Source organism: Flavobacterium sp. SH_e (assembly GCF_025717045.1).
GTDB lineage: Bacteria > Bacteroidota > Bacteroidia > Flavobacteriales > Flavobacteriaceae > Flavobacterium.
Window position 1 is genome coordinate 99,759 of the sequence record NZ_JAOVZN010000004.1, and the last position, 16,134, is coordinate 115,892.

The 16,134-nt window shown below is 34.8% G+C and carries 8 protein-coding genes; all 8 read left to right on the top strand.

Annotated features, from left to right (window positions below):
- Positions 1 to 71: 71 nt before the first annotated feature.
- The 8 genes from OD917_RS07615 (at position 72) to OD917_RS07650 (ending at position 15,826) form a co-directional block, all read left to right on the top strand.
- Positions 72 to 1,136, top strand: coding sequence for a FecR family protein (locus tag OD917_RS07615; protein WP_263522960.1), 1,065 nt, complete (start codon positions 72 to 74; stop codon positions 1,134 to 1,136).
- Between the two features lie 174 nt (positions 1,137 to 1,310).
- Positions 1,311 to 4,871 (top strand): SusC/RagA family TonB-linked outer membrane protein, encoded by a 3,561-nt coding sequence (locus tag OD917_RS07620; protein ID WP_263522961.1) that lies wholly within the window; start codon positions 1,311 to 1,313, stop codon positions 4,869 to 4,871.
- 18 nt (positions 4,872 to 4,889) lie between these two features.
- A complete protein-coding gene (locus OD917_RS07625) occupies positions 4,890 to 6,242 on the top strand; it encodes a RagB/SusD family nutrient uptake outer membrane protein (protein ID WP_263522962.1) in 1,353 nt (450 codons plus the stop codon).
- A gap of 11 nt (positions 6,243 to 6,253) precedes the next feature.
- Positions 6,254 to 8,230 (top strand): TlpA family protein disulfide reductase, encoded by a 1,977-nt coding sequence (locus OD917_RS07630; protein ID WP_263522963.1) that lies wholly within the window; start codon positions 6,254 to 6,256, stop codon positions 8,228 to 8,230.
- 25 nt (positions 8,231 to 8,255) lie between these two features.
- Positions 8,256 to 10,853: a prolyl oligopeptidase family serine peptidase gene (locus OD917_RS07635; protein WP_263522964.1), complete on the top strand. Its 2,598-nt coding sequence runs from the start codon at positions 8,256 to 8,258 to the stop codon at positions 10,851 to 10,853.
- A gap of 137 nt (positions 10,854 to 10,990) precedes the next feature.
- A complete protein-coding gene (locus tag OD917_RS07640; protein ID WP_263522965.1) occupies positions 10,991 to 13,786 on the top strand; it encodes a M16 family metallopeptidase in 2,796 nt (931 codons plus the stop codon).
- 418 nt (positions 13,787 to 14,204) lie between these two features.
- Complete coding sequence (locus OD917_RS07645; RefSeq protein WP_263522966.1) at positions 14,205 to 15,017, top strand: helix-turn-helix domain-containing protein; 813 nt, start codon at positions 14,205 to 14,207, stop codon at positions 15,015 to 15,017.
- A gap of 11 nt (positions 15,018 to 15,028) precedes the next feature.
- Entirely contained in the window at positions 15,029 to 15,826 is a 798-nt protein-coding gene (locus tag OD917_RS07650; RefSeq protein ID WP_263522967.1) for an SDR family NAD(P)-dependent oxidoreductase, read from the top strand.
- Positions 15,827 to 16,134: the final 308 nt, after the last annotated feature.

Below are 16,134 nucleotides of genomic sequence, written 5' to 3' on the forward strand. Positions count from 1 at the left end.
TTATTTTTTTTGTCTATGTTTTTAAAGAACTGTTCTCTTTAGAAATATATACCCCATAAAAAAACATCGCCTTGCAAATTAATTTTAACAAAATATCGAATGATGAAAAAGATTATTTAAAAAATCGGATTCATCTTGGACTAATCGAACTAGAACAAAAAGAATCTAGGCGCAGGAAGAAAAAAAGACTTCTAGCCTATTCTGCTGCTGCTAGTATCGTTTTATTAGTTTCATTATCTGTATTCATAAATTATACAGCTACTGAAAGCAGTAAATCTCAAACAGCATTAGAGCAGTTTGCTGCAAGTACATCAATAGAATCGAATGTTGATTTAGAAAATATTTCTCTTGTTTTACAAAACCAGCAGACTATCGCGGTGCAAGATAGTTCTGTTATTAGTTATGGTAAAAATGGAGAAAAAATAACCGTTGGAAAACAAGCTATAAACACAAATTCAAATAATGCTTCGGCTTTTAATACGGTTAGAGTTCCTTATGGCAAAAGAACACAAATTGTATTGATCGACGGAACAACAGTTTGGTTAAATTCTGGTTCGTCTCTGATTTATCCAACTCAATTTGACGGTTCTATTCGTGAAGTATACTTAACAGGAGAAGCTGCTTTTGACGTTGCGCACGATAAAACAAAACCCTTTTTTGTAAAAACAAAAGAATGTAATGTTCGAGTGCTTGGAACTGTCTTTAATGTGAGTTCTTATCCTGAAGATGCAACCGTTCAAACGGCTCTTTTACAAGGAAAAGTTAGAATTACGTATTCGAAAAAAGGATTGTTAAGCAGTCAGGAAATTCAGGAAGATTTGACTCCCGGAATGATTGCTACAATTAATAAGGATAAGAAACAGATTAAAGTTGAAAGAAAAGATGTTGCTTCAATATTATCATGGCGTGAAGGTTATTTTACCTTCAGAAGCCAGTCTTTGAACGATATTTTAAGCAAGCTTTCAAAATATTATAAAATTGAATTTATAAAAGGATCCAATTTAAACTTAGATGCTAATTATTCGGGTTCATTTGCTTTAAACGAAAATCTAAATTCATTAGCAAATACCTTGTCGAGTATTACCAATAATACTTGTACAGTTAACGCAAACCAAAGAACTATTACTATAAAATAAAAAAATCAATTCTAAAACCACCAATGCCTATGATATAAGACCAAAAATAAACATATCAACCTTATTTGTAAAAACTAACCAAAAAAAAACCAAAAGATGTTGGAACCATCTTTTGGCATTGTAGAACAGTAGTCAACGCTTAAATTGACTACATCGTAAAATCAAAACAAAATTATGAATAAAAAACATAATTCAGAAAAGTATTTTTCTGGACGATACCACTATTACCTATATCTGCTGCTTATGAGATCTGTTACTGCATTTATTTGGATAAGTATGTGTAGTTTATATGCGAACCCTTCTTTAGGTCAAAATAAAATACATGTTCGTTTCAAGAACACACCGCTGATTGACTTTTTTTCGACTTTGGAAAAGCAGACTAATTATGTCTTCTTTTATAATGATGATGTATTGAAATCTCCTAATACGATTACAATGGAGAAAGATGCTTCTTTGGAAGAAATTTTAAATAACGCATTAAAAAACAATAATTTGACTTATGATATTATTGATAAGCAGGTTGTTGTAAAAAGAAATAGCAAAAAACCAGAACAATTAGAATATGAGCTAACAGGAAGAGTAACTGATAAAAAAGGTGCTCCTCTTATTGGAGTAAATGTAGTATTAAGAGGAAAACAGACTTGGGATATTACTCGAAAAGAAGGTGATTACCGAATGAGAGTTGCCCCAAATGACACAATTGTTTTCAGTTCTTTAGGATATAAAACAGTGACAGTACCTGTTAACAATAAAAGAGTTATTGACGCAACGCTTGTTCCAGATGTTATGGAACTTCATAGTGTTGAAATCACTGCTTCAAACGGTTATACCGAAATTCCTAAAGAAAGAGTTACGGGAGCTATTGGTGTTATTGGCGCTAAAGAATTAGCCGAAGTTCCAACAGTAGATATACAGTCAAGACTTGAAGGAAAAATTGCAGGTGTAAACGTTGATCCAAGAACTGGTTCTATCAGTATTAGAGGAACAAATAGTTATTCTGGTGTTGGAAGTCCGCTTGTTGTAATCGATGGTTTTCCACAACCTATAAATGATTTCTTTTTTAGTAAAAGAGATGTTTCAGGCACTTCAATATTAAGTTATATCAATCCTGATGACGTAGAAAGCATTAGCGTTTTAAAAGATGCCGCCGCAAGTTCGATCTGGGGATCTCGTGCCGCTAATGGAGTAATTGTAATTACAACAAAAAAAGGTAAAAAAGCAGACCCAACTATCAGTTTCAGCACTACTACAACAATTGGTGATAAAATGGATCTTGGAAAACTGCGTGTCATGAATACAGCCCAATATATTGATTATGAGAAAGATTTAGTTAATGGTGGATTTGTTGTAGATAATATCAGTAATTGGCAGGCTAAAAATCCAAGTGCTGCACAAGAAATCATGTTCAGACAGCAGAGAGGCGAAATTTCTCTTAATGAAAGAGATCAATTATTAAATGAGCTGTCTCAAAATGACAATCTTGGCCAAATCAATAAATATTTATTAAGAAACTCTCTGACAACTCAATACGATTTATCAGTTAGTGGCGGAAATGATAAAAGCACTTATTATTTGTCTTTAGGCTATAATAAAGATGAGGCAGCAATGAGAGGCAATGAATCGAAGTCTTATAATGTTACGCTAAACAATTCATTTCAATTGAAAAGCTTCTTAAAGCTAAATACTGGCATTAACTACGTTTCTTCAAGCTATCAGGTGAATAATACAGTAAACGAAGCATTATCAAATGTATCAAACTTTGCATTGCGCCCTTATGATATGATTACTGATGCAAATGGAAACGGAATTGACCGTTACATCATTTTCAGACCAGAAGTTGCACAAGGATTTGAATCACAAGGATATCTTCCGTGGTCGTACAATTACTTAGATGAATTAAATTATTCAAATGTAATCACCAAAGGCGCAAATCTTAGATTGAACGCAAGTTTGACTGCTACAGTTACAAACTGGCTAAATTTTGAAGCATCAGGAATGTATACCTCAATTGCAAATAAAACCAAATCATTGAGTGAACTGGACAGTTATTATGCACGAAATTTGATAAACGAAGCTACTTCTGTAAATACAGCTGGAAAATTGGTTTATGGAATTCCAGTTGGCGCTTATCTATACAATACTCTAACAGGAAACGAGTCCCAGAGTATGCGTTTTCAGATGAATATCAATAAAAATTTTAATGAAAATAACAGTCTGCATTTCTTAGCCGGTTCAGAAATCAGAGAAGAGCGCAGAGAAGGTTCAAGCCAAAGATATTACGGATTTAACGAAGATACCAATTCAGGACAGTCTGTAAATCCAACCGTTTATTACACAACAATTTATGGTTGGCAGAATATTATAGGAACTTCGGATAACAGCATCAGCAGATACCGCGATCGTTATTTATCTTATTACGGATTAGGTTCTTATGATTTTATGAACAGATATCACCTTTCTGGAAGCATTCGTTTTGATGATTACAACTTGCTAGGTGCTTCTAGAAAAAACAGAGCTTTGCCGTTATGGTCTGTTGGAACAAAATGGGATATTAATAAAGAAGCTTTCTTAAGAGACACAAACTGGCTGAGCGATTTAGCTTTGAGAGTTACATATGGTAAAGCTGGAAGTGCTCCGGGAGGAGGTTTTGGAAGCCAGAGTGCTGTGATCAGTGTTGGGTCAGTTGATTATAATACGCAATTGCCAACTGCCAGCATTTCATTGCCTGAAAATCCAGATATTAAATGGGAAACTACAACAACCCTAAACTTTGGTTTAGATTACGGATTTTTTAATAACCGTTTACACGGAAGTGCCGATTTGTACTATAAAAAGTCAAAAGATATTTTAACTAATCTGCCTTTCAACCCAACAACTGGATGGAGTTATTTAAATTACAACACCGGAACACTTGAAGGACATGGTGTCGATTTGAATATTTCGGGAATTATTATAAACGGAGCTTTTAAATGGAACAGCAGTTTTAATTTATCCTATAATACAAACGAAGTTACAGACTCTCGTTTTGAAGCAACAACTACCAACCAATACTTATCTGGTGTAACAACATTGGGCAAACCTATCGGATATCTTTATGCATATAACTGGGCAGGTTTGGATAGCAATGGACAATCTACAGTATATAAAAAAGATGGAACTATTGTGAATTCAAATCAAGGAATTGCAACAATTGATAAAGAAGATCTAAAATATATGGGAACTACATTTGCTCCTTATTTTGGAGGTTTCATGAATGATTTCTCATTTAAAAACTTCAGACTTGGAGTTCAAATTACATATTATGCAGGACACGTGTTTAGAAATACAGTTTTACAAAACTATCCTTCATACACAGGAGTGCAATATGGAGCTGTTGCCAAAGACGAACTTATTGCAGACCGTTGGAGACAACCTGGAGACGAAGCCACAACAAATGTTCCTGGCTTAGCTAACATTAGCTATAACAGTTTAAACCGTTATCAAATGGCAGATATCAATGTTCTTCCTGCAGATAACGTGAGATTACAGCAGATTTCATTAGGCTACAATGTTCCAAACCAATGGCTGGAAAAAACTTTCATAAAGTCATTGAGCTTCAATTTTGCTGCAAGGAATCTAGGATTATTATGGGTTAAAAATGATTTAGGAATTGATCCTCAGTATTTGTCAAGCAACAACTACAATACCCTTCCTCCTCAGCGCACATACACTTTACAGCTAAGCTGCAGTTTTTAATTCTAAAAAACAGATTTTATGAAACTTTTAAAGATCACATTATATATTCTTCCATTCTTTCTGTTAAACTCATGCAGAGACTATGTTGAAGTAGAGCAAGTTGGAAACAACAGAATTTTAAAATACACCTCAGATTACAGAGGGCTTGCCAATAGCTATAATGACATTAGCGGTTCTGGAGGTATTTATCTATTAGCTAGCGCCGATGTAGATTTTCCTACGGCATATCAAAATGGTATTACAACTATTTGGGGAAACAGCTACACCTGGCAGGATATAATCTATGATCCATCGCAGGGAGATTCAGACTGGGTAAGTCTGTACAAAGCCGTTTATTACAACAATGTAATTCTAGATGGCGTTATGAGCAGCGAAAAAGGAACGGATGCAGAAAAAAAAGAAATCTATGCTGAAGCCTTTGTTCATAGAGCTTTTGCTTATTTGCAATTGGTAAATACTTATGGTCCGCAATTTGATCCTGCTTCTGCAAATTCAGAAAAAGCAGTTCCGCTATTATTGAAACCAGAATTATTTTCATCATTGGACAGAAGTACAGTCGGACAGGTTTACGATCAGATTATTTCTGATTTAAAAAGCGCTCTAGCAAATGATATTCAGGATACGCCTTCATTTAATGTGCTTCCTTCTAAAAGAGCTGCTTACGCATTACTTGCCAGAACATATCTTTATATGGGCCAATATCAGCTGAGCCTTGAAAATGCAGAAAAAGCTTTAGAAATGCAGAATGAATTAATCGATTTAAAATCATTTGCTTCCGCCTATAGCTATCCAGTTCTGATTCAGAATCCTGAAGTTATATTTTCTAAAACCTTATTGCTTACTTACAATGGAGCGCCATTATCGACAGACTTATTAAATAGTTTCAGTGCTGATGATTTGCGTTATAACTATTACACAATCGCAGGAACCAATTTCTATCCAAGTTATACTGGAAGAGGTTTCGGAATCAATTCGTATAGTTATACTAACGGAATCAATATCGGAGTTTCAGTTCCTGAAATGTATTTAATTGCGGCTGAATGTTATGCAAGAGCTGGACAGACTCAAAAAGCCGTAGATTATTTGAATATTCTTAGAGCAAAAAGATACAAAGCCAACACAGCTTATGAGGTAAGTGCAACAACAAATACCGAAGCTTTAAATCTTGTTTTAACCGAAAGAGAAAAAGAATTCATAGGAAGAGGTTTCCGCTGGTTTGATCAGCGAAGATTAAATCTTGATCCAGCTTTTCAGAAAACATACACAAGAACTTTCAAAGGAACTACTTATACGCTGCTTCCTAACAGTGACGGATATGTATTCCCAATCAATCAAAATTATATCGATTTAAACCCTGAGTTAGGGAAATAAAAAAACTTACAATGTTTACAAAAATTAAGAATATCAAATTATTGGTACTGGCCTTTTGCGCTTTTACCTTACAGGTTACGAGTCAAGAAGTTAAATCCAGATTACAAGGAATGGTAGACATTCCAATTCCTGGCGCAACTTTCAGCATGACTTATGATCCAAAAGGCGGACCATTAGAAAACGTTAAAGATATTAGCGGTTATGCTTATGTTTTCAATGATTACAGATGGGAAATCGAGGACCTTAAAGTGAAAAAAAATGGCGCTGTTTACAGCGCCGATTTTACAGTTCCAAAAAACTGTGCTTTTATGGCTTTCAAATTCTATGGCAACACAGAAAATGGTTTAGTTACCGATACCAATCAAGACACAGGATATATGCTGGTTGCTTTTAAAGAGCCAAAAGTAAAAATGCCTGGAGCAGATTTAGCTTGGGCTACTTTTAGAAACAAAGATTTCAATGGTCAGTTTGGCGGCTACTTTAAAGATTTTTCTATTGACGGAGATGCAACAGAATATTGGTTAAAGAAAGAAGTTGCTGATAATGGAAACAGATTTCCAGAGTTTTTTGATACCTATTTCCAAGTATTGAAAGTACAAAAACCAGAAAAATTTCAAGAATTAGGAACTCGTTTTCTAGGAGATTTTACAAAGAAAATGAATGGAATGCCAGAAGAAGTTTATCTTAAAGTTCATAACATTTATTTGTATGAATTAAAAAATAAAGCCAAAGCAGATTCCCTTGAAAACGTAATTGTAAAACAATTTCCAAAAGGCGCTTTTTTAAGATTCAAAGCGTATCAAAAAATTATGCCAACTGCCGATGCAGCAGAGAGAAACAAAATTATCAATCAATTTTTAGCTGATTTTCCGTACACTTCAGATGTGCCAGATTCTCAGAGATATTTCTATGACAACATCGTAAAAATGCAATTCGGATATTATTTCGAAACCAAAGATTACAAAAGTATTTTGGCTATGATTCCAAATATGAATTTTGCTAATCTAAACGATGCTTACCACCAAAATATTTCTAAAGCATTGTATTTAAAATCGGTAGAACCAGAAGTTATCGAAACGATGGCAGTTCCTATGATTAAAGAAATGCAGGCTAAAGTAAACGATCTTTCTTATATGCAAGGCATTTATTGGTCACCAAATCAAGCAACTGAAAACGCAAAAAATCAGCTGAATAATGAATTAGTGATTCAGATTCGTATGTTTGACATGCTAAAAAAATACAAAGAAGTTTTAGCAACATTTGAATTGCTGCCATTTGAAAAACGCTACGAAAAAGCAAGCATCAACGATATTCATGTTAGAGCTTTAGAAGCATTAAACAAACCAATTTTTGATGTTTTGAAAAATGCGGCAAGAGCCAATACTTTGTCTGAAGGATTAACTGCGAAATTGAAAGACGCTTATTTAAAAGAAGGTAAAAAAGAAGCCGATTTTTCTGCTTATTTGGAGCAGTTGAAAAAAGAAAACAAAGCAGAAGAAAAAATTGCTCTAATTGATATCGCTGCTCCTGCAATTAAAGTGCAAGGAACTGATGGAAAAATGAAGCAATTAGATTTAAACAGCGGTAAAATTATCGTAATCGATTTTTGGGCAACTTGGTGTGGACCTTGCAAAAAAGCTTTTCCCGCTATGCAGCAATTAGTTACTAATTTTAAAGAGGACAAACAGGTAGAAACTTATTTCATTAGTACTCAAGAAACTAAAGAAACATACAAAAAAGAAGCTGTTGTCTATTTAAAAGAAAAAGGATTAAAACTAGACACTTATTTTGATTTGGTTAAAAAAGGCGGAGGAACAAACAATGAATCTTTCTCAAAATATGCTGTAATCTTCAAATCAAGTGGAATTCCTAGAAAAGTGGTGATCAAAAACGGTAAAATTCGTTTCACTTCTGAAGGTTATTCTGGAAATCCAGGGCAATTGGTTGATGAACTTACAAACGTTATCAATGTTTTAAAGAACGAATAATTTCGCTTTCTGAAAATCTAATTATATGAAAAAAATACTTTTATTGTGTATGCTCGCTTTGGGCATACACAGTATATCTGGACAAAAAAAAGCAGTTGACAGCATTGCATATCAATCATGGAAACGTGTTGGAACCAACAAAATTTCTTATAACGGAAACTGGGTTTCATACAAAACCGTTTTTCAAGATGCTGAAAAAGAATCTGCTCCTGAAACGTATATCGTTAATACAAAATCAGGAAAAAAAATAACTTTTGAAAAAGTTGGTGATGCAAATTTTGTTGGTACAGGAGATTTAATAATGTATCAGGAAAACAATGTGACATATTTGCATAATCTAGCAACTGGCGCAAAAAACGTTTGGAAAACAACAGATTACACACAAACAATTGAAGGAACTAATTATTTGTATTACAACCATTTTCAAATGGGAAAGGATGGAAATAACTCAAACAAACTAGTCTTTTTTGATCTAGCTAAAAACGATAGCATTGTAATCAACAATATCAAATCGTCTAAAATACTTCGCGGACAAAAAATCATTTTTACGCAGCTGAACAACAATTCGATTGTGCTGAAATATGGAGATTTAAAAGGTCCTTATAAAGAAATTTATAAAGGATCTCCAGCTAATTTTGGAGATTTTGCTCTTAACACTAATGAATCTGAAGGTACATTTACAACCAAATCTGATCCATCAAAAGATGTTGATGTGCTTCATTATTTCAATTTAAAAACCAATGTGCAAAAAGAGGTTTTAAATTTTAATTCCATTAAATGGGAAGATCAAAACTATAAATTTTCAAGATCGGCTTATCCGTTCACAGAAAATACACGTTTTGTATATTTAGATGTCAGATCGGCTTCAAACCAATATCCTGACAATCGTATCAAAAAATCAGATATCGATATCTGGAAATGGAACGAAGGCGCTATGGAACGAAGACTGGCAAAGGTTCGCGGAGAAAAAGCTTCTGCTAAAGATCCTTTGTATGTTTATGATCTAAAGGAAAAAAAATGCATCAGAATCAGCGATAATCATTACTCGAATATCAGTCATCCTGATGCTGTCGATTATCCTAAATTATTCAAATTTGTAAACGATAAATATACTGTTGAAGTAGATTGGACTTTTACAGAAAGAAATGATTTATACGCTATTGACGCTGCAACAGGAAAAGAACAATTGGTAAAAGAAGGAATTGGTTCTACTCCATTTTGGAATCCAACCGGAACTTTTGCTTTATTTTTTGATGAAAAACAAGAAGCTTGGCAATCTTACAAAACAGATGGAAGTTCTACTGAATTTAAAAATATTTCAACCGAAATTCCATACACACTTAAGGATCAGGAAAAAGATATGGGACGCACTCCCGTACCATATGGAATTGCTGGATGGTTAAACAACGGAAACAGTGTTGCTCTTTACGACAAATTTGACATTTGGGTGTTTGATTTAAATGGAAACATAAAACCGTATTCTCTAACTCAGGAATTTGGTCGAAAAAACAATGTTGTACTGCGTTTGTACGGTTCTGAATTTGGAGGAAATCTTACTGGCAAAACACTTACTTTAAGAGGTTTTGACACTAAAACAAAAGCTGAAGGCGTTTATGTTTTAAAGAACAGCAAAATCACTGTTTTAGCAAGCAATCCGAATTACGACATTAAAATTCAAGCTTTTGCAGGAAATCAATCAAACTATCTTTTCACGAAAGAAAGTGCTTCCATTTTCCCAGATTTATGGTGGGCAAATGAGAATTTCAAAACACAAAAAAGAATAACAGATATTAATCCGCAACAATCAGAGTACAGTTGGATGAAAACAAAACTGCTTCGCTGGAAAAACTTTGACGGCACTGAAGGCGAAGGGATTTTATATGTTCCTCAAAATTACGATGCTTCTAAAAGCTATCCTGTAATTGTTCATTTCTACGAAAAACATACGCATGAAATGAATCATTATCCAATGCCAGAATTGAGTACGTCAAACATTAATATTCCGACTTTCTTAAGCAGAGGCTATTTGATTTTTATGCCAGATGTAAATTATACCTACAACAGTCCTGGAAACAGCGCCTATAATGCCGTTGTGAGCGGAACGCAGTACTTAATTGATCAAAAAATCTCAGAAAAAGGCAAAATCGGAATTCAAGGACATAGTTTTGGAGGTTATGAAACTTCATACATCATTACTAAAACCCCAATTTATACTTGCGCAATTGTAGGTTCCGGAGTGAGTAATTTTACTTCAAACTATTTAAATTATCGTGTAAATGGTATTTCGAATATGTTTAAATACGAAGCAGATCAATACCGCATGAAAGGTTCAATGTATGAGTATCCAAATGAATACGTGGACAACTCTCCTATTTTTAACGCTAACAAAGTGACTACTCCTGCATTAATTTTCCATAATGACAAAGACGGAGCTGTTCCATTCGATCAAGGCATGGGATTATTCTTTGCTTTGAGAAGATTAGGAAAAGAAGCTTGGCTAGTAAATTATAAAACGGAAAATCATACACTGGACAGAGCCGCTAATCAAAAAGACTGGACACAAAAAATGCTTCAGTATTTTGATTTCTATTTAAAAGGTGCTTCACGCCCTGACTGGATGTAATATAAACCAATATTTTATTTATACACCGAAGACTGTTATTTGAAGGTTTCTTATGAGACCTTCAAATCAACAGCAGGAACTTCATACACTTTTTTCAAATTATAATTCAATCAAAAAAAGAACAATAACGATCAAAAATGAAAACAAAATTAATTCTAGCGCATTTATTGATTCTGGGTTTATCACAGGTTTCAGCGCAGTTTAAAACTACATTTCCCCTGCCAAAAGAAGTCGCACACGGAACGCTTCCAAACGGAATGCAATATTTTATCATGCATAACGAATGGCCAAAAGACAGAGCCGATTTCTATTTTGTGCAAAACGTTGGAGCAATTTTAGAAAATGACGATCAAGACGGATTAGCACATTTTCTGGAACACATGGCTTTTAACGGAACAGAGCATTTTAAAGGAAAAGGAATCATCAGCATGCTAGAAAAACAAGGAGTTTCTTTTGGAAAAGATATCAATGCTTACACTGCTTATGACGAAACGGTTTACAACATCAGTAATGTTCCTTCACAAAACAAAACTTTATTGGATTCTTGCATGTATGTGCTGCACGATTGGTCGGGATCCCTGCTTTTGGCAGATAACGAAATTGATGCCGAAAGGGGTGTAATCCGTGAGGAATGGCGCACGCGAAGAAACGCAGATTACAGAGCCGGAGAAAAAATTGATAAAGTCGTATTTGATGGTTCAAAATATGCAAAACGAAATGTAATTGGAGATTTGGCTGTCATCAATAATTTCAAATATCAAGTCCTTAGAGATTATTATAAAAAATGGTATCAGCCGCAAAATCAGGCTGTCGTAATCGTAGGGGACTTTGACGTCAGTTTAATCGAAAAAAAGGTTAAAGAGATTTTCGGTTCGATACCAAAACCTAAAAAAATCAATAAAAGAGAATACGAAAAGATTCCGTTCCATAAAGAAAACCGTTACGTGCTGGCAACAGACAAAGAATTGCAACGTTCCGGAATTTCACTTTCGTATACCAAATCGAAACCTTTAATCCAGGATCAGGCTGAAATGACCAAAAGCATGCAGGAAAATCTGGCGATACAAATGATGAATACGCGTTTTAACGAATACATCATTAATAACGAAACAGCAGGTTTGGCTTTCGGAATTTCAAATGATAATCTTTCGAGGTTAGACAGTAAATTTTCATTGCACATAACTCCAAAAAAAGGAAAATTCATAGAGGCTTTTAATGAAGCTTACAGAGAATTTGAAAGAGCGATGCAAAACGGATTTACGCGACAGGAATTAGACCGTTTGAAAACTAAAATGCGTACAAATTATGACAATCGTTTAGCAAATAAAGATAAAATTGGAAACAGCTATTGGGCAGAGCAATTGCAGCTTTACTTCTTAGAGTCTAATCCCGTTTTTACGGTTGAAGGAGAACAAAAATGGATTACTGCATTTTTAAACAATGTTACTTTAGATCAGGTAAATGCTGCTTTTAAATCTTTACAGCCAAAAGATAATTTAGTTCTTTCAGTTTCTGCTCCAGAAGATGCTGCAACGAAATTTCCTGAAGCAAATGACTATTGGAATGCAATTAAAACCATTTCAAACTCAAAATTAGAATCTTACAAAGAAGAAGAATTAACTGCTTCTTTAGTAAAAGAAGATTTGAAAGAAAAGCCAATTGCAAAAACAGAAGACATCAAAACATTCGCGAATGCGAAAAAATACACGTTAGCAAATGGCGCGAAAGTGATTGTTTATCCAACAACTTTAAGCAAAGACCAAATTTTATTTTCAGCTTACAGTGCCGGAGGAAACTCTCTAGCAGATTGGAAAGAGCTTCCATCCGCTCAAATTGCGCCAGCTGTGGCAGCGTATTCTGGTTTGGGGGATTATAAGTTTACTGATTTAAAAAAGAAATTGACTGGTAAAACGGCGAATGTGAGTCCGTATATTGGCGGTTTGTACGAAGGTTTTAACGGAAGCTGCAACAGAGAATCTTTGACTACTTTATTACAGCTTACTTATTTGTATTTCCAGCATCCGAGGTTTGACAGCAGTACTTTCGATAAAATCAAAGAGCAATATCAAAACAAATTGAATAATGCTCCAAACAGCAATGAAAAGGCTTTAAACGATACTATTTCTAACCTAAATGCCAATTACAGCAAACGCAACTGGCTTTTAACGCAGGATTTTATCAATGCTTTTGATTTGAATAAAGCTAAAAAGTTCTATACAGAACGTTTCTCAAATGCTGCAGATTTTACCTTTTTATTCGTAGGGAACATTTCAGAACAAGATATTGCTTTGATTAATACCTATCTAGGAAATATTCCAGCAAACGAGAAAATGGAAAAATATGTTGATCATAAGATTTTTATGAAAGACGGAAAGACTGAAAAAACAATCGTTAGAGCTATGGATACGCCAAAAACAACGGTTTATCTTCACTTAGAAAACAAAGATGTTGTGTATAGCAAAAAGAATAAAATCTTAAGCTATATGCTATCTGAATGGCTGACAAAACGTTATTTGGAGACTATTCGCGAAGAAGAAGGCGGAAGTTATGGCGTTCAAGCTGCAACGGATATTTCACAGATTCCTAGTGCATTATTTTCTTTAGAAATCAACTTTGACTGTAATCCTGATAAAGCAGATGCTTTGGTGAAAATTGTACACGCTGAACTTGCGAGAGTGCAAACCGAAAACATTCCTGCAAATATGTTAGAAGACATCAAACAATCTATTCTAAAAAATCATCAGGAACAGATTAAACAAAATAATTATTGGCTGAGTATCTTAAATTCTTACGTTCGTGATAACGAAGAACCAATCAGCAGCGAACTTCTTAAAACGATTCTAAGTGCTATAACGGCAAAAGATTTAAAAGAATTTACTGTGAATGCCTTAAATAAATCTAACAGCGTGCAAGTACTTATGAAAGCAAAATAAGAATCTCTTATAAAAACAGATTCCAGATTCTGATTTATAATGTTCTTATCGATTTTTTTATTTTTTATTTTAATTAGTTTTTAAAGGCTGTCCAAAAGACAGCCTTTATTATTTAAAACAATTTAAGCCAATTTTGCACGGGCATATCTGGCTCAAAAGCTATTACAATAAAATTTTATAAAAAAACAAGCTGTTTAGTCAGAACTCTAACGACTTAGAGAAAGGAATAGCTTCAAATCTAAACAGACTTCTTGCAGATTTTCACCAAACACTCACATACTCAGATCCTAGCTAAACATTAATTAAGGATTTCTTCAAAAAAAATATGCCAAGTCTTCAGCAGATGAGTTTGGACGTTTGAACAAAGTTGCGGATTGATATATTTGAGAAATTTGCATCAGATAAAAACGCGGAGAAAATGGAATCAAAAAAAGTTCAAACCCTTTCAGAGCCCAAGCTAATTCAAAACCTCTATTTTGGGGATAATGTTGAAGGCGAAGCCTTTGTGCCAGACCATATCTTCAGCTATATCGTAAGCGGCAGGCATGATGTATGGATAGGATCCAAAAAATATGCTTTTGCCGCTGGCGATTGTCGCTTCTTTAGAAGAAATCAATTGGCAAAATCCATTAAACATACTGAATCTGATGGATTCAAGTCCATAGCTGTCCATTTTGACCAAAATACCCTTATGGAGATTTCAAAAGAGACCGGCTTCAAGTCAGAGAGGTTTCACGGCGAGGGCGTTAAGGCCATCAAGGCTAATGGCATGCTGAAAAAATCTTTAGCCACATTTCATGGATATGCCCAAAGAAGAGATACTGATGCAGAAATTTTACGGATTAAAATTAAGGAGCTGGTTTTAATCCTTGCAGCTATTGATCCGGAAATTAAGCAGATGCTATTTGAATTCAGCGATCCCGGAAAACTGGATTTGGAGGGATTTATGAATGGCCATTATAGGTATAATGTTCCACTGGAAAAATTCGCATTTCTCACAGGGCGCAGCCTGTCGGGCTTCAAAAGGGATTTTGCCAGACTGTTTAGGATTACTCCAAGCAGATGGCTGACTAAAAAACGGCTTAATGAAGCAAAATATCTGATAGAAGACTGCAGGAGGCGCCCAAGTGAAATCTATTTAGAAATAGGTTTTGCCAATATGTCCCATTTCTCCTATGCGTATAAAAAAGAATTTGGCATATCGCCTTTACAAAAAAACAAGAATAGCTAATAATAGAAAAAATGGATTTAAAATTAAAAGGAAAAAGAGCGCTTATAACTGGTTCGAGTTCGGGATTGGGAGAGTCAATAGCTAAAATGCTGGCAGATGAAGGTGCGGCCGTTATAGTTCATGGCAGAAATGAAGATCGTGCCAAAGCTGTATGCCAGGAAATTATCAGCAATGGAGGAATGGCAGAAATAGCTTTAGGTGATCTCAGTACAGATAACGGAGCTGATCAGGCCGCTTCAGCCGCGCTTAAAAATGGCCAGATTGATATTTTAATCAATAATGCGGGCGCTACATCACATAAATCCTGGGGCGAAGCAGCGTCAATGGATTGGACTGAAATCTATAACAATAATGTGGTTTCATATGTAAGAATGATTCAGCGTATAGTGCCGCAAATGAAAACATTAGGCTGGGGACGCGTTGTCCACATAGGTGGAGGCCTCGGCATACAGCCTATTAAAGAGCAGCCCCATTATAACGCGACACTTGCCGCAAGGCATAATCTTTCAATCTCACTTGCCAGAGCACTTCAAGAAACCGGGATAACTTCAAATGTAGTTTCCCCTGGGGCAATCATAAATCCTATGGTTGAAGATTGGCTTGTGAATGCTGCGCCTCAGTTTAACTGGGGAACCGATTTGGAGGAGATAAAATCTAAGGCTGTCCAGCAGCTGATTCCAAATGATGCAGGAAGATTTGGAGAACCAGAGGAAATTGCCGGGGCAGTTGCCTATCTTTGTAGCACTTATGCCAATTATATTAGCGGAGCCACAATTAGGGTAGATGGCGGCACAATTAAATGTTTGTAGAATATTCTTCAAAACATCATCTAATAAAACAGAGTGCTACGATATCCAAAGCATTCTTTTTGAAAAGATTCGCAAAGTCAGAGACATTGCGAATTTTATTTATCATAGAAATTGTAACTGCGATAAAAATCCAATAGATTTTAATGCGATTCAAAACAAAAAAGATGAGCATTACTGCTCATCTTTAAATTATTTATTTCTAAAATTTGTTCAATTTCAAAAGGTTAGAATTTCAAAATCTCATATCACTAACTTTGAAACACTCCCCCTTTTACTTGCCGATGCAGAAATTAACTTTCCTTATTTCA

Excerpts from the sequence above, each read along its gene's own strand:
- OD917_RS07620 (WP_263522961.1), top strand. The coding sequence starts at position 1,311 with ATGAATAAAAAACATAATTCAGAAAAGTATTTTTCTGGACGATACCAC.
- OD917_RS07625 (WP_263522962.1), top strand. The coding sequence starts at position 4,890 with ATGAAACTTTTAAAGATCACATTATATATTCTTCCATTCTTTCTGTTA.
- OD917_RS07630 (WP_263522963.1), top strand. The coding sequence starts at position 6,254 with ATGTTTACAAAAATTAAGAATATCAAATTATTGGTACTGGCCTTTTGC.
- OD917_RS07635 (WP_263522964.1), top strand. The coding sequence starts at position 8,256 with ATGAAAAAAATACTTTTATTGTGTATGCTCGCTTTGGGCATACACAGT.
- OD917_RS07640 (WP_263522965.1), top strand. The coding sequence starts at position 10,991 with ATGAAAACAAAATTAATTCTAGCGCATTTATTGATTCTGGGTTTATCA.
- OD917_RS07645 (WP_263522966.1), top strand. The coding sequence starts at position 14,205 with ATGGAATCAAAAAAAGTTCAAACCCTTTCAGAGCCCAAGCTAATTCAA.
- OD917_RS07650 (WP_263522967.1), top strand. The coding sequence starts at position 15,029 with ATGGATTTAAAATTAAAAGGAAAAAGAGCGCTTATAACTGGTTCGAGT.